Source organism: Chryseobacterium phosphatilyticum, from assembly GCF_002899825.2.
Taxonomy (GTDB): Bacteria; Bacteroidota; Bacteroidia; order Flavobacteriales; family Weeksellaceae; genus Chryseobacterium; species Chryseobacterium phosphatilyticum.
Genome location: NZ_PPED02000007.1, coordinates 133,643 through 151,952 on the forward strand (window position 1 = coordinate 133,643; position 18,310 = coordinate 151,952).

The 18,310-nt window shown below is 34.9% G+C and carries 17 protein-coding genes; 10 read left to right on the forward strand and 7 right to left on the reverse strand.

All coding sequences use genetic code 11. The features are described from left to right. Positions 1-61 precede the first annotated feature (61 nt). From C1631_RS21995 to C1631_RS22015, 5 genes are read left to right on the forward strand one after another with little or no spacing between them, the layout of a single operon-like run. Positions 62-463, forward strand: coding sequence for a hypothetical protein (locus C1631_RS21995; protein ID WP_103248118.1), 402 nt, complete (start codon positions 62-64; stop codon positions 461-463). 9 nt (positions 464-472) lie between these two features. Further along, positions 473-1,204, forward strand: coding sequence for a CsgE family curli-type amyloid fiber assembly protein (locus C1631_RS22000; RefSeq protein WP_228441432.1), 732 nt, complete (start codon positions 473-475; stop codon positions 1,202-1,204). A gap of 11 nt (positions 1,205-1,215) precedes the next feature. After that, on the forward strand, positions 1,216-1,626 hold the full coding sequence (locus C1631_RS22005) for a curli production assembly/transport component CsgF (RefSeq protein ID WP_103248117.1): 411 nt from the start codon (positions 1,216-1,218) through the stop codon (positions 1,624-1,626). Positions 1,627-1,648: 22 nt separating this feature from the next. Further along, positions 1,649-3,013 (forward strand): CsgG/HfaB family protein, encoded by a 1,365-nt coding sequence (locus tag C1631_RS22010; protein WP_103248116.1) that lies wholly within the window; start codon positions 1,649-1,651, stop codon positions 3,011-3,013. 11 nt (positions 3,014-3,024) lie between these two features. Beyond that, on the forward strand, positions 3,025-4,536 hold the full coding sequence (locus C1631_RS22015) for a carboxypeptidase-like regulatory domain-containing protein (protein WP_109714232.1): 1,512 nt from the start codon (positions 3,025-3,027) through the stop codon (positions 4,534-4,536). Between the two features lie 244 nt (positions 4,537-4,780). Here the strand turns inward: C1631_RS22015 and C1631_RS22020 are convergent, their stop codons facing one another. From C1631_RS22020 to C1631_RS22050, 7 genes are all read right to left on the reverse strand, one after another. After that, a complete protein-coding gene (locus tag C1631_RS22020) occupies positions 4,781-5,428 on the reverse strand; it encodes a response regulator transcription factor (protein WP_109714284.1) in 648 nt (215 codons plus the stop codon). Between the two features lie 226 nt (positions 5,429-5,654). Further along, entirely contained in the window at positions 5,655-6,122 is a 468-nt protein-coding gene (locus C1631_RS22025; protein WP_109714234.1) for an OsmC family protein, read from the reverse strand. 139 nt (positions 6,123-6,261) lie between these two features. Then, on the reverse strand, positions 6,262-7,644 hold the full coding sequence (locus C1631_RS22030; RefSeq protein WP_109714236.1) for a T9SS type A sorting domain-containing protein: 1,383 nt from the start codon (positions 7,642-7,644) through the stop codon (positions 6,262-6,264). Positions 7,645-7,722: 78 nt separating this feature from the next. Further along, the gene (locus tag C1631_RS22035; protein ID WP_109714238.1) at positions 7,723-9,147 is read right to left on the reverse strand and encodes a T9SS type A sorting domain-containing protein; all 1,425 of its coding nucleotides are present in this window, start codon (positions 9,145-9,147) and stop codon (positions 7,723-7,725) included. A gap of 295 nt (positions 9,148-9,442) precedes the next feature. Beyond that, complete coding sequence (locus C1631_RS22040) at positions 9,443-11,002, reverse strand: Rne/Rng family ribonuclease (RefSeq protein ID WP_109714240.1); 1,560 nt, start codon at positions 11,000-11,002, stop codon at positions 9,443-9,445. A gap of 367 nt (positions 11,003-11,369) precedes the next feature. Further along, the gene (locus tag C1631_RS22045; protein ID WP_002984212.1) at positions 11,370-11,660 is read right to left on the reverse strand and encodes an HU family DNA-binding protein; all 291 of its coding nucleotides are present in this window, start codon (positions 11,658-11,660) and stop codon (positions 11,370-11,372) included. A 262-nt stretch (positions 11,661-11,922) separates the two neighbouring features. Next, positions 11,923-12,525, reverse strand: coding sequence for a response regulator transcription factor (locus C1631_RS22050; protein WP_228441435.1), 603 nt, complete (start codon positions 12,523-12,525; stop codon positions 11,923-11,925). Between the two features lie 249 nt (positions 12,526-12,774). Between C1631_RS22050 and tssO the strand changes: the two genes are divergently transcribed. The 5 genes from tssO to tssD all read left to right on the forward strand — a co-directional run bounded on the left by tssO (position 12,775) and on the right by tssD (position 18,139). After that, positions 12,775-13,308 carry a type VI secretion system TssO gene (gene tssO / locus C1631_RS22055; protein ID WP_103249282.1) on the forward strand — a complete coding sequence of 178 codons (534 nt, stop codon included), beginning with the start codon at positions 12,775-12,777 and terminating at the stop codon, positions 13,306-13,308. Between the two features lie 11 nt (positions 13,309-13,319). Continuing rightward, positions 13,320-13,844: a type VI secretion system transmembrane protein TssO gene (locus tag C1631_RS22060; protein ID WP_109714244.1), complete on the forward strand. Its 525-nt coding sequence runs from the start codon at positions 13,320-13,322 to the stop codon at positions 13,842-13,844. A gap of 51 nt (positions 13,845-13,895) precedes the next feature. After that, on the forward strand, positions 13,896-14,807 hold the full coding sequence (locus C1631_RS22065) for a PKD domain-containing protein (protein ID WP_109714246.1): 912 nt from the start codon (positions 13,896-13,898) through the stop codon (positions 14,805-14,807). 47 nt (positions 14,808-14,854) lie between these two features. Beyond that, on the forward strand, positions 14,855-17,260 hold the full coding sequence (tssR, locus tag C1631_RS22070) for a type VI secretion system protein TssR domain-containing protein (RefSeq protein WP_109714248.1): 2,406 nt from the start codon (positions 14,855-14,857) through the stop codon (positions 17,258-17,260). Between the two features lie 471 nt (positions 17,261-17,731). Then, positions 17,732-18,139: a type VI secretion system tube protein TssD gene (gene tssD, locus C1631_RS22075; RefSeq protein WP_103247634.1), complete on the forward strand. Its 408-nt coding sequence runs from the start codon at positions 17,732-17,734 to the stop codon at positions 18,137-18,139. Positions 18,140-18,310: the final 171 nt, after the last annotated feature.

Here is an 18,310-nt window from a genome sequence, read left to right on the forward strand (position 1 = left end):
TGATGGTAACATATAGGTTTCTTCCTTATGATGATTAATACAAAAAATAAAAATTAGGGCCATGTATAATTTGAAGTGGGGAATATTTATTCTTTTTTCAGTAACAAAAACACTGTGGGCGCAGGATATTGATTGGGATAAAATCAATAGCCGTACAATCCTCAATATAGTAATGCCCTCCAATGCAGATCAGAACAGGTATCATTCGGATGTCGTTCAGATTGGTGATTATAATAAAAGTGATCTTCTTATTAATGCTAAAACGAGCATTACTGTACAACAGTTTGGAGATTACAATACCTTGTTTTTTATCAATTCATTTACAGATAAAGAAACAAAATCAAGTATTGTTACAGAAGGTAATAACAATATCATCGACATTACCGGAAGCAACAGGATCTCAGAGGGAATGCAGGTGAATGTGAAAGGAGATAATAAAACCATTTTCATGAGAAACTATTAAATACAAGTGATGAAACTTTTATATTCCAGAAACCTGTACACTTTTTTCATCTTCTTGTCCGTGATGATGTACGGACAAGAAGAGAAGAAAGTCAATGCACGGATTGAGAAAAGTTTTTTGGAAAATCAGGTTAAGCTAAAGGCTATAGTTGTTAATAATACTCCTGTTTACAGAGAACTCAATTACCTCCTGGTATCAATTAAAAAAAGCAATGATGGAAATCTGTCTCATAATAAACAAAGCGGTAAATTTTCTATCGATCCCAATGAGATAAAAGTCCTGTCTGAAATCAATGTGAATATTGAACCCAGAGATGCTCTTAAGGCTTTTCTTTATATCAGGGATGAGGAAACCCAAAAAATGATATCGAAGGATAGTCTCGAACTGAATAACGACCTTTTTAAAACGAAAGTTGCCAAAGTGGAAGAAGATGCTGTTTCTGAGCTTAAAGGGCTCACCATTGATGAAACCAAGACTAAGGTGGGGAAAGATTTTTATGATCTGTTCTATATTCAATACAGTCAGTTGCCTGATAAAAGCAGCAGTGTCATTACCATTACCGAGTTGCCGCTTCGCGGAACAAGCGGGCAGATCAATGTTCAGATCGATGATAAAATTATTTACAGCTTTATGACTAATCCTGGCGAAGAATATACAAAAGAACAGATAGCTGCCAGCTTAAAATATATCAAAGAGTTTAATGCAAAGAAAAACCTTATTAAGAATGAATTTATCTACTAAAAACTCTAATCATGAAAACAAGTGTCATTCTGTTGATCTTTATTGCAGGTATTTTCTACGGGAAATCCCAGCAGTTGGTCTATAAACCTGTAAATCCTGCATTCGGAGGAGATACTTTTAATTATCAATGGCTTTTGAGTTCAGCCAATGCACAAAATCAATTTGCTGAAAAAAAAGACTACAGCAGCCTGCTGGATAATATGAATTCACTGGACAGTTTCAGCCAAAGCCTAAACAGGCAGATTCTTAGTGAGCTTTCACGAAAACTGTTTCAGGATCAGTTCGGAGATGGGGGTATAGAGCCCGGAAATTATCTTTTTGGATCCCTTTATCTTCAGATTACAACAACCAATCAGGGACTTTTGATCAATATTTTGGATACCAGTACAGGCGATCAGTCCGAGATCGTGATTCCAAAATAACAATAACTAAAACAAACGTATCATGAGAACTTACACTTACACCAGAATTTTTTTCTGTACACTCCTGCTATGTGTTTTGCAGGCGTGCAGTTCTATTTTTGGCCTTCCTTCCGATCCGGAAAAATCGACACTGGGAGAGACCACTGCTTCTACAGCAGAGTTAAAAAATATACCTCTTCCCAAAGAGAAAATTGTCATAGGAGTTTATAAGTTCAGAGACCAGACCGGGCAATATAAACCCTCAGAAAATGGTAATAACTGGAGTACGGCCGTACCACAGGGAACAACAACAATTCTAATCAAAGCCCTCGAAGATAGCCGTTGGTTTATACCTATTGAAAGAGAGAATATTGCTAATCTTCTGAATGAGAGACAGATCATTCGTTCCACCAGACAAGAATACAGTAAAGATACCGATAAAAACAATCAGTCACTTCCTCCGCTCTTGTATGCCGGAATTCTTCTGGAAGGAGGAGTGATTTCCTACGATAGTAATATTTTAACAGGTGGGTTGGGAGCCCGATACTTCGGAATTGGAGCATCAACTCAATATCGTCAGGACCGGATTACGATTTACCTTCGCGCAGTCTCCACATTGAATGGAGAAATACTCAAAACAGTCTATACTTCCAAAACGATCCTGTCAACGAGCGTGAACGGAAGCTTTTTCAGGTATATAGACACAGAACGACTTCTTGAAGCTGAGGTTGGGCTCACACAAAATGAACCTGTTCAGCTGGCTGTTACCGAGGCTATTGAGAAAGCGGTGAAATCTTTAATTGTTGAAGGGATACGGGATAAGATTTGGGGAAAAGCAGCAGAAGGTGCCGGAGATTATCAGGCTTTAATCAATGAATATACTAAAGAGCAGAATTTGAATAATGGAAGAGTGATTGGAAACAGATTTCCTGAGGATTACAGACGGAAATTTTCTGTATTTGGAAATGTTGAAGCACAGAAAGTGAAAGATGATTATGTGAATCCTAAAATGAATATCGGTGGAAAACTTGGAGTAAAGTATTTCCTTACGCCTAATTTTAATATAGAAGTTAATGGCAGTTATTTTACCCTTGAAAACGAAAATATTGTTAAAAGAAATTATTTCGGCCCCGAGGTAAATCTGGAATTTCTCCTGTTTCCGAAATATAGACTCAGTCCTTACATCTATGGAGGAGCGGGAGCTATGTATTCCAGATACAAACCTCAATATAAAGGGCAGGTCGGCGGTGGCCTGGAATATATGATTGACCATTCGATTTCACTGAGAGCCTCAGCACAATATGACTTAGGATTTAAAGATGATTGGGAAGGTATGGTAAACGGGAAAAGAAAAGATCAGGCGCTGCGATTTGCATTGGGTATCAACTTCTATTTTGGAAACAAATAAAATCACAAACTATGAAAACTTTAACATACATCATAAGCATATTTATTCTTACTTTTTGGCTGTTTTCCTGCAATGAGGATCTTGTAGAACAGGCTCAAACGGGAATATTAAAAGGAAAAGTCGTAAAAAGAGGGAGTAATGTCCCTATTCCTAATGTGAAAATTTTTACTGCTCCCAGTACTCAAACTGTTTTCAGTGGTACAGACGGCTCATTTGAGATTGAAGCTATGCCGGTAGGAAATTATTCTGTAAAAGCTGAGCTTTCGGGATATGTGACGAGTTTCCAGGCTGTCAATATACAAAATCAGAACCAGGTGGTGACGGTGGTATTCGAAATGAATGATGATACTTCATTGAACTCTCCTCCCACCACACCGCAATTGCTGAGTCCGATAGATAATGCGGTTAACCAACCTTTAAGTGTAGAGCTTACCTGGAGTGCAACAGATCCGGATACGGCTGATGTTTTGAAATATAGTGTAACCATTAAAAATAATCTTGACACTAATGTGATTCAGGTGAATGATTTGACAGCGAATCATTATACGCTTTCAAATCTGAAGTTTGGTGTAAGTTACTTCTGGCAGGTGTCTGTTTCGGACGGCATTCACCCGCCAGTTTTAAGCTCTACCGCTAAGTTTACTACCAATACGGTTCCTGCCAACAGATATCATTATGTACAGAAACAAAACGGCAATTTTGTGATTATATCAAGCGATGAACAGGGAAATAATTTTCAGTTAACCAGCTCATCTTATAACAGCTGGAGGCCACGGAAAAATAATAATGCAGGTCTTATTGCTTTCCTTCGTACAGAAGGAGGAAGTACCCACCTGTATACTGTAAATCCTGATGGATCTAATCCATTTAAGGTAACAACAGTTCCGGCAGCGGGCTTTAATAATTATGAAGTTGATTTTGCGTGGAGTACAAATGGTCAGGAATTGATTTATTCTAATTTTAACAAGCTATATAGAATTAATAAGGATGGAAGTGGTCTCAATCTGATGTATACAGTCCCTGACGGAAGTATGATTTCGGAATGTGACTGGAGCTATGATGGAAGCAAAATTGCTTTAAAAACAAATGATTATAACGGATATAATACAAAAATTTACATCATAGATACTACAGGAAATACTCTTAAAACAATACTTTCCGGAAGTTCCGGAGCCAGTGGGGGATTGAATTTTTCTGTTGACGGACAGCTTCTTTTATATACGCAGGATGTATCCGGTTATCAGGATGCAAGCGGAAACTATCGTCAGCTGGACTCTCATATTTTTATCTATAACCTTACCAGCAATATGACGTATGATATTTCTTCGGGAAGTCAGAAACCTATGGGAACCAACGATCTGGATCCGAGGTTTTCTCCCAATAATGCACAGGTAATTTTTATGAATACCTCAAATGATAATATTTCACAAAAGAATGTTGTGGTTATTGATTTGAATAATGATATGACAGATCTCTCACGGAATGCACTTTTTGCCAATGGTGAAATGCCAGATTATGAGTAAATATCAGAGATTGAGTAGCACAAATTGAAAATCGGGAGATAGAATTTCAGGCTTATAGTGTAGGTTTAAAGTTATTGAGCTATCTCTTGTTTTTCATCTTTTTGAGTTGCATGTTGTTGATAGTAATTCATGCTAAGAATGAGTAGTTGCCTGTTTTTTGTGAATATAAACATGAAAGCCGGGTATAAAAAATTCCAAATCATTACGATTTGGAATTTTTTGTCAATAAGAAAAAAGTTACTATTTAGTCAATAATATGATTTTCCAGAGCGTATTTTACAATACCGACAGAGTTTCTTACATTGAGTTTTAATAAGATTTTTTTTCGGTGAGTTTCTACGGTATTAATACTTATAAATAGTTTCTCAGAAATGTTTTTGCTGCTGAATCCATCGCAGATAAATTTTAGAATTTCCATTTCCCTTCGGGTAAGAGGTTCTTTAATGTGTTGGCTGCGTTTTTCCTGTTCATTACTGATGAAATGAATCATTCTTTCTTTTGCATAATCACAGATGTAGATCTCATTCAGCAAGAGGGCATTGACAGACTTCAGAAATTCATCATATCTGGAGTTTTTATCCAGATAGCTTTTGATTCCTTTATTAAATAATTTCCTGATGTCAATCACATCGTAACAACTCCCTAAAACAATAATCTTAATGTTTTTATATTCCGTGGTAATGCTTTCAATTGATTGGTAGAGTTCTGTAAGCATAAGCATATTGGAACTCATGACAAGAATTTCAGGAGTTTGATCTTTTAAATTTTTGTTGAGGGTTTCTAAAGAATTGCAGATGCCAATCGTATTGAATAATTTACTTTGCATAAGCAGTTTTGAGAGTCCTTCAGTATATAGCATAGGCTCATCAAAAATAGTTAGTCTTGGTTTCATCATGGTTTGTTTTATTTATATAAATGTATGAAAAAAACTTTATATTTTGATGGAAATTTGCAATTATTTTAGATTTATAATGATATTATTATCATTTATTTCAATTATTATTGATTATTTGTTAATTAAATCACGTTTTGTTGATTTTTGACTCAATATTTTAGAGTTATTGTTTAAAATATATTATATTTATGGTGTTTGTATTATTTTATTTTTCATAAATAAATTATTTAATTAACACAATAGGGATATGTTTCACCGGGAAATTAACGGAATTCGCAATGAAACAATATTCATTGGCTTTATGGTGCAGCTGTTTTGCTTTTTCAATCATCGATTCTTCGGTTACTTTAACGGTAGGGTGTAAGGTTATTTCTGTAAAATGACCGCTTCCATTTGTTGTTTCTGTCATAATCCCGGTAGCTTCGTCTGTATAATCTGTCACAATAACTCCGGCTTCAGAGCAAAAGTGAAGATACCAAAGCATATGACATGTAGAAAGGGATGAAAGAAGCATTTCTTCCGGATTGTGTTTTGTCTTGTCTCCACGGAAAGATGGATCAGATGAACCTTCAATAATAGCTTTATTTTCCACTGAAATGGTGTGGCTTCTTTCATAATCTCGATAACCGCTTGTACCGGTTCCTTTATTGCCTGTCCACTGAGTAGTAGTTTTGTAATGGTGGTTTTTCATAATTAAAAGATAAAATATTTTTATGATCAATATACATATTAACAACAGTAGAGACAGGCTTTAGCCCGCCTTTAAATTAAAAAATTAATAGTCTAAGGTAATAAAAAACCTCCGGTAAAAACCAGAGGTGTGTATTGAATTAATTCTTCATAAGCTTTCTTATAGTACTCCTTCCGTTTTCAAAAGAAACTTTGGCAATATAAATACCTTTCGGTAAATCTGAAACTGGCAAACCGGAATCCTTGATGGTTTTTAAAATTTTTCCCTCAGGAGAATAGATTTCAATCTTATTGATTTTTTCCTCTGATTTGAAAACCAGATTTTGTTGAACAGGATTTTCAAAAGAAATATTGTCATTACCCTTCCTGATATCTGTGGCAGATAATGTACTGTTATTTTGCAAATATTTTACAATATATCCGTTTCCGTCGGCAATGATATTGTTGTCATTCACGATCATATCACTGAGATAATTTAAGGTAGGCTGGGTCTCTACATAATAATTAAAACCAGAATCCATTATTCCGTTTTGATTGAGTCGGGAAATAAAAAATCTAATGTCATTATTTACTTCTTTTGCTCCACCAATGTAATAGTAACCATTTTTTTCTACAATACTTAAAATCCATATAGGAAAGGGGATTGAGGTGTTAGGGTTGAAGTTAAAAGAGCTGTCGAATGTCCCATCTGGTTTGATTCTGTTAATCCATCCGGTTGAATTTGTATAGACAATATTGTTGTTACTATCCATTATTGCCTTTGCATAGTTATTAGACATCCCTTGAAATACCCCATTGTTTCCGAAGCTGGTTAATGGCTGGCCGTTCGGATTGAATTTCTCCATAATTCCGTTCAAATGAGTACAAACTATATTAGATTGATTGTCAACAAAGGTAGAGGTGGCATTTGACCAGCTGCCTTGCGTAAATAGGGAGCCATTATTTCCAAAAGTGGTATCAAGGCTTCCATTGGTATTGAGTCTGCAAATCAGGTGTTGAAAGGTGCTGCTGGAAGTGTCTACACCATGAACAATTATTTTTCCGTTCTGGAGAATGAATTCACCGGAATAACCTGCTGAATCTGAACTCATAGCAGGTATTGCTGACGAAACACCATTGGTTCCAAAAGTAGTATCAAATTGACCGGTTGGAAGAATTCTTAAAATAACAGATCCTGTATAAATCAAAAGTTTTCCATCAGATTGCCTTTTCATTTGACTGTCAGTAATGAAATAGGGGAGTGCAAGCTCTCCATTGGTTCCAAAAGAAGTGTCCAGGATTCCATTGACATTAAGTTTTGATAAAAAGGATTTTTCAACGCCTCCTGTACTGCTGTTGTTTCTGTTGTAAGTAAAATAAATGTTTCCATCCGAATCTTGAACTATTCTTGGTGAAGAATTGGTATTGTTACCTGTTGGTATGGGGTATATCCCATTAGAAGCAAAATTATGGTCTTTGGAGGTGATCTGTGCAAAAGCAGTTTGTACTGCGAGAAGCAGTACGAGAAATAAATTTTTTGTCATTGTCTTTTGAGTTTTAAATTGGAAATAGGACGTATTTGTCTTTAGTCAAAAAATACGTTTATCATTCCGGATGTATTATTAATTCTTAATTAGTTTTTTGGTTATACTGCTTCCGTTTTCAAAAGTAACTTTAGCCATATAAGTTCCTCCAGGTAAGTCCGAAACAGGAGTATTAGAGTCTTTTGTAGTTTTCAGAAGATTACCGGTTAAAGAAAAAATCTCAATTTTACTGACTTTATCCTGAGTTTTATAGTTCAGACTTTGACTCACAGGATTTTCGAAAGAAATAGATGGGTTGCTGATTATAGGATCGCCAGCTGCTGCCAATGTTGAATTGTTTAATAAAAACTTGAGAATAGTAGTGCCTTTTCCTGCAATGATGTGACTATTGTCTATAATCATATCAGCAATGGCGTCCGGATTTGTCGTTGTTTCTGAATAATAATTGAATGAAGAATCTACAGATCCTGTAGGGTTAAGTTTGGAAATAAAAAATGTTTCTCCCATTGAGCCAGTCTGGCCGGCGATAAAGTAAGAACCGCTTTTTTCTATAACAGAAGATAAACTGGTGATGGTAAAAGGGTATGAGTTAATAGGATCAAATGCAAAAGAACTATCATAAGCTCCATTGGAAGTAAGTCTGAAAATCTCATTATTTATATTAGTGCAGATAATATTGTTATTACTATCCATGGAAGCCGTTCCTATCGCTCCGGGGCTATTGGTGAAAACCAAAACTCCATTGTTTCCAAAGCTTGTCAGAGGTTGGCCATTACTGTTATATTTTTCCATGCCTCCGTTAGGATAGGTGACATTAGCGTTAGTATTGGTGTAATTAGTAATGAGGCTTACAATATTGGATTGATTGTCTAGAAAGATAAAGTTCCCCATCGTTTTTATAGATCCATTGTTTCCAAATGTATTATCAATACTTCCGTCATTATTTAATCTATAAATACTTTCATAATAATTATAAGGGCCTTCAATTGTCCAACCATAAATGATAATTTTGTCATTTTGCAGATACAAACCATAGCCAACACCGTTAGCATCGGAAAAGACATTTGCGATTTTTGAAATACCGTTAATGCCAAATGTAGTATCCAGCTGCCCATTAGAGGTAAGTCTGGCAATAGCAGCCCCATCAGTATTAAAACCGAATATCAAAAGTTTGCCATCTGCCTGCTTAGTAAGCTGGCTGTCTACAGGAGTATAATAATCGTTGATTAAGGTTTCTCCATTATTTCCGAAAGAAGAATCCACAGTTCCGTTCGCGTTAAGTTTTGAAATAACAGATATAGGGCTACCCAAAGAGGAATTGTCTCTGGCGTAGGTGAAATACATGCTCTCATCGGAGTTTTTAACTATTTTGGTTCGGTAGCTGTTATTGGCACCCATGATGGTATGCTTTCCGTTTGAACCAAAACTGGCATCATAAGAGACAATCTGTGCAGATACACTTTGAATCATCAAAATGCACGACAGGAATAATTTTTTAATCATCGTATTTAATTTTAAAAGTTTTTAATGGTTTCACTGTTTTTCAGAGCAGGCTTTTAGAAAGTATACATTCTGAAGGAATGCCTGAAAAACAGAAGTTTTTAGGAAAATAATCTCTATTCTCTTAGTTCTGGTTATTGTATGTAAGTGATTGTTTTGGAATAATCAGGAAATGGAGCGGGAGATTCCGGATACCCGGAATGAGCATGAGTAATTTTTTTTTCATTTGTTTGAGTTTTATGTGGTTACAAATATAAAAAAAAACCTTCAGTAAAAACTGAAGGTTTTAAATTTTGTCTTAATTAGAGAATTCGATCAATTCTTCTTTTTTGGAATTGTAGATCTTGTATTCTAAATATTTAAAAGAATCCCTTGGAACAATGGTTACCCACTTTTTGTATTTGATAAACCATTTCATCTGGATACTTTTGATGCCTTTGGTAAGGTAGGCTTCCACAAATGGGTGCACATGCAGGTAGATTTTTCCTTTTTCCTTCTGCAAAATGTTTCTTAAGGTTTCACCCATTTTTTCCACGATAACAATTGGAGCCACAATTTCTCCGTCTTTGTTCGGGTTTTCTTCTTTGGTTTCGATCTGTTTTTCCGGACGATTTCTTTGTCTGGTGATCTGGATCAAACCAAATTTACTCGGAGGAAGAATTTTGTGACGTGCTTTGTCACGTTTCATTTCCTCTTTAAGATGCTCATAGAGATCTCTTCTGTGTTCAGAGTTTGGCATGTCGATAAAATCGATCACGATGATACCTCCCATATCGCGGAGGCGTAGCTGTCTTGCGATCTCTGTAGCTGCCATTTTGTTCACTTTCAGTGCGTGCTCTTTATTGACAGCGGTTCCGGTTGTAATGTTATTTCCGGAGTTGACATCGACAACGTGAAGTGCTTCTGTGTGCTCAATAACAAGATAAGCTCCTTTAGAACTTGGAATGTTTACGTGTTTTCCGAAGCTCTGTTTAAGTTGTTTTTCAACATTATAATATTCCAGAAGTGGAATATGGGAATCGTAAAACTGGACAATATTTTTCTTCTCGGGGGCAATTACTTCAATGTAATTTTTCATCTCGCTCACCATTTGTTCATCATCACAAATGATATTCACGAAATCCTGATTAAAATTGTCTCTTAAAATAGCTGAAGCTTTGTCTTCTTCGCTTAAAACTTTAGACGGAACTTTATTTTTCTGGATGTTCTTAAAAGTGCTTTCCCACTTCTGAACCAACTGGTTCATGTCGTTGTGAAGGTCGGCAACCTTTTTTCCTTCGGCTACCGTTCTGATAATAACTCCAAAGCCTTCAGGTTTAATACTGTCGATAAGAGTTCTCAACCTTTCTTTTTCTTCAAAGCTTTTAATCTTTTTAGAAATAGAAACTTTATTGTCGAATGGAATTAAAACCAGAAAACGTCCGGTTAAAGAAACCTGAGTAGAAATCCTTGGTCCTTTGGTAGAAATAGGTTCTTTGGTAATCTGTAACAACACAAGATCATCCTTTGCTATTACTTTATCTACTGTTCCGTTTTTGTCTATTTCGGGTTGTATCTCGAAATTTTTTAAGCTTGAAGTGCTTTGTTTTTTAGAAATAGTATCTTTTAAAAACTTTCTGTAGGTAAGATACTGAGGGCCTAAATCCTGATAATGTAAAAAAGCATCTTTGTCATATCCAATATTGACGAATGCCGCATTCAGGTTAGGTGCCAGTTTTTTTACTTTTCCTATAAACAGATCTCCAACTATAAAATCGCTTTTGTCTTCTTGCTCATGAAGTTCACATAGTCTTCCGTCTTCCAGTAGCGCAATCTTTGTAAGATCATCTTCATGCGAAACTATTAGTTCTTTCTTCATTTTGTTATAAGATAAAATTGTTAAGATTATAGGAATTTGACGTTTTTTCTCGATTAATTCATCTATTAAATATAAGGATTTAGAATGAAAATCATTATATTTTTATTAAAATAATATTTGAAACCGTTCGTTTTCCGTAGAATCTTATAGTTGCAAACAAAAATATAGTCGGTGAACTTTAAAAAATAAAATCACCAACTATATTATTATATTGTAAATCTCGAGAAGAGGAGATTATTTTTTCTTATGTCTGTTTGCTCTTCTTCTTTTCTTTCTTTTGTGAGTCGCAACCTTGTGTCTTTTTCTTTTCTTTCCGCTTGGCATAATTTTAATTTTTTAGTAACTAGTTAATATTCAGTTAATGTTCTTATTTTACTGCAACTTTAGTTTTTACTTTCTCAACAAATGATTTTGAAGGTTTGAAAGCAGGAATGTTATGAGCAGGAATCTCGATTGCAGTGTTCTTAGAAATATTTCTTCCTGTTTTAGCAGCTCTTGTTTTAATGATAAAAGATCCAAAACCTCTCAGATAAACGTTATCCCCATTATACATAGAAGTTCTGATCTCCTGCATAAAAGCTTCTACAACTTTCTGTGTCTCATTCTTTTCTGTTCCCAACTTATTTGAGATGGTGTTTACCAATTCTGCCTTTGTCATTTCCTTATTTTAATTTTAAATTTTAGGTGTGCAAATTTAGTTAAAAAAATTGAATACTAGCAAATTAGTGACAAAATATTTTTTTTCAAATAGTAGAGTTTTTGATGTGAATGCTATATTAACATAGGTCTGAGAGAACTTAATGATTTAATAATATCTTAAAAAAATGACCTGAAATTATAAAACATCAAATTCTAAAAAATAGCCGGATAGAAGGCTGTGACACCATTTTAGTACTTTGAATTCATAATAGGTGCCCTTTTTACATGCTTGAATTATAGTATCCGTTTTCAACACAAAAACGAATCAGGTGAAGTTTTGTTTTTAGTCCCAGTTTTTCTGTAAGCCGGTTAATATAAGTGTCAATTGTTCTGGTACTCAGATTAAGCTTTTCTGCAATTTCTTTATTACTGAAACCTTCATAGCAGAATCTCATCAATTGAATCTCAGCCGGCGAAAGCTCTTCCTGACCTTTCTTTTGTCTGTCCATATATTCCTGTACGGCAAGTGGTTGTTGTTCCCATTCTTTTGTGTAAGCTTGGTAATCAAACTCTTCGGATGCAATACCTCCTTTAATAATATCTTTTATAATATTACTTTTTTTCTGACAATAATATATATTAGGAATCCTGGAAAGAATTTCAGCCATATCTTCCTGATAGGTACCGGAGTAAGTGATAATAGGGGTTTCAGAATTGTTTTTCCTGATATATTTGATGGCTTCAATTCCGCTCAATACCGGCATAAACAATTCTATAATGAATACGTCTTCCTGTCTTCTGTAGATTCTGTTAACAAGCTCATGTCCATTATTACAGTCATTTAGAAGCATATAGAAAGGGTTTTCCATAAGCGTTTTGATCATTATTTTTTTAAAATAAAAATCGCTGTCAGCAATAGAAAAACGCACGGTATTAGATAATATTTTACTCACTTTTAATATCGATTTGGCTATTGATATTTAAAATTCAGAGGCCTAATTTATGAAAAACTTATCAAAGAGAAAATTAATATTAATTTAATTAGGGTTTTCACGAAAGTAGCCATGGGGAAAATACGTATTGTGCATAAAATTTTTTTTTTATATTTTCACAGGCCAAACAAATCGCAAATTATGTCTTCAAACAGGGAAAAAAAATTGAACAGATCAGATGTCAGAACGGGCATCTGGAAGTTTATTCTGTCTTTTGTCGTTTTGTCGGTTGTATCCTTTGCTTGTTTATATCTTTTCTTTAAAAGCTACGATATACAACGGGAAGGGATCAGTAGAGAAGCCGAAGCTTATAAGGAGCTGATGGGCAGAAGCGACGTGCTCAGAGAGCATGTAGATAATATTTATGAGCGTATGACTCAACTTGATATCAATAAAGTGGAAAATGAGGTTTTTCTCAGAACCAACATTATGGATAACGTAAGTGATGCTAAAAATATTATGGGTAAAGACAGCACAGGAAACTTTAAGCACTATGCCATGCTGATGAAACAGATTGGACCTATGATTGCGTTAAAAACAAAAATCAGTGGTGTAGAATATAAAAAGAAAACGGTGCGAAGGGATCTGGATGAGTGTATGGGCAAAATAGACAGAGCTAATAACCAACTTCGGAAAGACCCTACGAGAAACTTTACAGGAGGAAGAAGAAGATAAAACACAAAGATATGCAAGGACAAATTACATTATCTAAAAAAGAGAGGCATTATCAGTTTTTATATTTAATACTAATGCTTATAACTGCCATGATATTCTTGGGAGTTATCTTTCTAAAAGGATTTGAATCCCCGTTTTCTGATGAAGATGTAAGAGGTATTCAAAATCTCGAACAAAAAGCAGAATTTGAACAACATCAAAAAATTATTCTGCCGATTATGGACAGTACATACACCATGATCACCAAGCTTACCGATGAAACTCCACAGCCTTTTGTGGAAAATAATATTTTCAATAATATTAACGACCTGAACAATTACTTCAAAAACAATGAAATTGCTGACATCCGAAAGGACGCTTATCCGCAGATCGCAAGATTTTATAAAATGTATTTTGATGACAAAAAAGTAATCTCAACTACTACAGAGGATATTAAAAAATTTGAAAAGCAGGTGGAAGAATGTAGAATAGGCTTTAAAGATAAGCAGAACAAATTGTATGAGCGTGAAAATGCATTAAAAGCACGCACACAGTGATTCAGAAATGAAAACAGGAACTATACATAAAACACATCACAATTATTAACTATGAATTATTTTCAAAAGAACAAAAAGAACATTATTATTGGTGTTATTGCTACCTTGCTCATTGCAGCACTTGTTGCACTGTGGCTACAGAAAAAGGTGATTCACTCAGCTGATGATATTGTCGGGGTAGTTTATCCCTCTTCATTGTCAGTAGGAGATACACTCTTATTTGAAGATAAGACCCAGTTTGCAAAAACCAAAAGATGGAATTTTGGTGACGGAACGACTTCTGATAAAAACAGTGGTATCCACTTTTATAATAAACCAGGGTATTATCAGGTAATTTTGATCGTTGACAACAAATATACGAAGTCTTTCCCTGTCATGGTAAATGCCAGAAGTCTTCAGAAAAAAGTTGACACTACAAAGATTACAACAACCATTGAAGCTCCCGCTCAGGCAATGCAAAATGAGAACGTACAGTTCCGGGCAGTTTCCGAAGCCAAACAGTTTAACTGGAAGTTCGGAGAAACCGGAAATACAGATGCTAAAGATAAAATGGCGATCTATGCTTACAAAAAGCCGGGGGATTATCTGGTAACATTGTACACGGAGGAAACTCAGGAGCCTATCTATCACCGTATCAAAATTCTTCCTGCTTACAACTCTTTAGAAGAGGAAGAAGTATCTATAGAAGATTCTTATGCAAAAATTGATAACGATTTTAAATACCACTTGCAGCAGATTGCTAACGGAAACAGTTTTAACATGCATTACAATTACCTGTTGAAAACTTACCTGTGTAATAACGAAAACACAGTAGTAAAAGTAAATGAGAGTAAAGTGAATAACTTCTACATGTACTGTGCCGGTCTTCAGTTTGATAAAAATACAGTGATTCAGACTGTAAAGGTGAACTTTGACGATACGCAAAACTGTGTAACTAAAGTAGACATCAACCAAAGCAAATAATACCGTCCATCGATTTGGATGTGCCAATCATAAAAAGATAAAATAGGATGAAAAATAAATTTCCTCTAGCAGCATATTATATAGGATTAACAGTATTATTGACGAGCTGTCAGGTAAAGCTGCCGTCAAAAAAGACTCCTGAGCCTTCTCAATACGGACAGGTAGATAATTCACCGGTAGTGAACGGATTTCCTAAGAAATCAGTTCCATGGATCGTTGTTTCAGACAGATCAAGAAATACAGCATTTTTAGATAAAAATGACGAAAAATCTTATAAAGAAGTTAAGTTCCTGGAACCCTTAATGGTGTTGAAACACAGAGATGGAATGGTAAAAGTAGCGGAATATGTTCCGGATGCTTTAATGAAAAAGGTTTCCTCAAAATCTATTAAGACCTATGGATGGATCCCTGAATCTGACCTTCTTCTTTGGAGTAACTCTTTAAAAAGCGAAAAAACAGGTTACCCTGTAAGAGTAGCAGTAGTACCCAATAACAGTGAAGTGATCAGAAGTGCCGAAAGATATTACAAGAATGATTCAATTATGGTGTTTAACTCACCAAGTCTTATTGAAGAAGCCAATGTAAAGATCCCGAACGGACAAATGGTATACGTCTATAAACAGGCGGAAAATAACAAGAGATTTTTAGTAGGTAAAAAGCCTTCTGTTGATATAGATAGTATTGGAAAAAGTCTTTACGGATGGGTAAGTTCAAATGTTATCTCTGCATGGGGAGAGCGTTCAGCGATAAAACTTAAAAATACAACAGGAATCACCGAAAGTGAATTAGGAATTCACGAAGGATATCCCGGTGGATCTGCATCTGATGCTACAAATAAAACAGCAATTCTTCTTACAGATGTTAACAAAAGGACACCATTGGAGAATATTTACCCGGTTAATCTTTCATTAGAACAAGCTCCAACTCCGGATATTAAAACAAAATATTTTACCAATATCTTAGATTATAGTAAAAACTTTGTCTTTAATGTTTTAGGTGAAGAAATCTATTTTGACCGTTACAGAGAGATCACTGACAGAGATAAGAATATAAATATTGTTTTTGCATTAGATATCAGTGCACAGAACGCTCCTTACGCTCCAATTGTAAAATCATTATTGCAGGATCTCCAGCTGAGATTTGAAAAACCATCCTATTTCAGCAATGTTAAATATGGGGTTGTTTTATATAAAAACAATCCATGCGGAAATAATGTTTCCGTTTCAAATTTAAGTACAGATTACAGTAAGATTACTTCATTTATTGACCAGAAATCCAATGAAATGAATTGTGCCAGCAATAACGGATATCAGCCGGTAGGAGAGGCGCTATCTGCTGCTGGAAACCTTCTTTCAAATGTTCCTGATGAAACCAATATTGTTGTGACCGTAGGTACTTCTGCAAGCCAGAGTGGGAATATGTACAGTGTAATAAGCTCCCTTACCCAAGCTCAGGCCAGGTTGATCATGTTCCAGACGAATGCAAGATCATCCGATAACTATAATGACTTTGTATTGATGGCAGAAAATGTAGTCACCAATACAGCAAAAAATATTGCTGAGCTTAAAAAACAAAAAATTATTAACCAATATGATGTTCTGACCAAGAACAACTTTAGCTTAATAGAAGGAGATGAAGGGTTCTTCTCTTTAGCTTATCCTAAGCAGAGTATGTCTCAGGGTTTTGTTATCTTTCCTAAAAAAGGAGATGTCGCTACTCCGGGATTCCTGAAAAAATCTGTTGACAGTCTTATTGCACAGGTTACCTTAGATAATCAGAATATTGATAAATCCCTTAATAAATACTTCCACTCTTCTGTGGGAGCAGGAAGAACAGATGTAGATTTAAAATATAAATATTTGTATCCGGGACTTACGAATCCGGTTTCTGCAGGAATTGCAGCTCAGTTAATCAACTATGGAAACCCATTCCTGGTGAAAGGATATATCCCAAAAGAAATGAGAGAATACACCCCGGCTATGGAAAAAGGTGTTCTTATTTCTGAAACAGAGTATGATAATCTGAAGGCATTCTACACAGAAGTATACAGAAATACTGAAGCTGATAAACCTGGTTTCAACCAGTCAAGAGCGATTAAAGAATATGTAAAGCTTTTGAAGAAATACAATCCTACGATCAAATTCCTAGACAAAGGAGAACTTTATGAGCAGCCGATGGCGTATGCAGTAGGAATGAGTACAGGGTTTGATCTTTCAGAAGAGGAACTGATGTCAAAATATAAGCTGAAAGGATGGAGAAAGTCTAAAATTGTTTCTAGTGAAACAGTAAGAAACTATTTCCGTCATTATAAAGATTTATCAGACAGAATGCTTGCCAACAGAAATAATCCTGCGGTGAAAATCCAGCAGAACGGACAGACATTCTATTGGCTTAATGAATACTTTACACCGACAAGGCTTCCAACGGAACAACCGGAATATACTAAGCATTAATTCATTAGTTTTAATAATATGAAAGCAGAAGTCGTCAGACTTCTGCTTTTTCTTTTTTTTAGATAGAAATAAGGTTAGGTGAGTTTTTTATATCCACAACATGAAGTTTGATATTGTATAACAGGGAATAGGAATACCATCATTAAAAATCGAACTCATAATTCTGAACTCTGGATTCATAATTTTCCACTTTCAATTTTCAATTTTCCTTTTTTTGAGCGTTTCTATTTCTCTTTGGTGTGGAAAATTTTTTGTTTTATCTATCGTTTTTCATTCATTGTACATCCTTTATTAATGAGTTTTAAGAAGAATTGTTAAATCTATTATCGTAGAATTACGACAAGAAATCGTAGAACTACTACAATTTTTCAGATTTAGGAATAAAAGTTTTTTTTAGAAAAAAAGACATTCTATATTTGCTACACAATCACTGAATCACAAAATATTACCAACGATCAAAATTTACAAATCATGGCAGAAAGAAATTCAAGAGGAATCTTAAAATTCAACAACGGAGAAGGGCAAAAGCTATTAAAATTAAACTATAGCGTATCAAGATCTACAGACGTTTCAGGACGTGTAGCATCAGATCCTTCTAATGCATTAATCAAAGTAACAGTAGAAGCTACTGAAAAGTCAGACATCCTTGAAAGCTTATTGAACGGGAAATACAAACCTACTGTAGGTGAAATTACATTCAATAAATCTCACGAAGAAGGAACATTAATCACATTAAACTGGCAAAACGGATATGTTATCCAACATCAGGTTGATTTTGATGCGATTGACAGCAATAGTATGCTCATCAGCTTTGTTGTAAGTGCTGAGACTATTGACTACGGAACTTCTCAATATGCAGGACTTTGGCCTTCAAGCTAAAATTGATACACATTATCAACATTCATAAAAAAAGACTGTCCCTGGTAGACAGTCTTTTTTGTCCTGTTAAAATATCAGAAATTTAAAGCAGTTTAAGGAAATCAAGTCATTACCGTACAAAGTGGTAAGAATATTACATGAAAAAGATAGTGTTCGTTTATTTATTTTTAT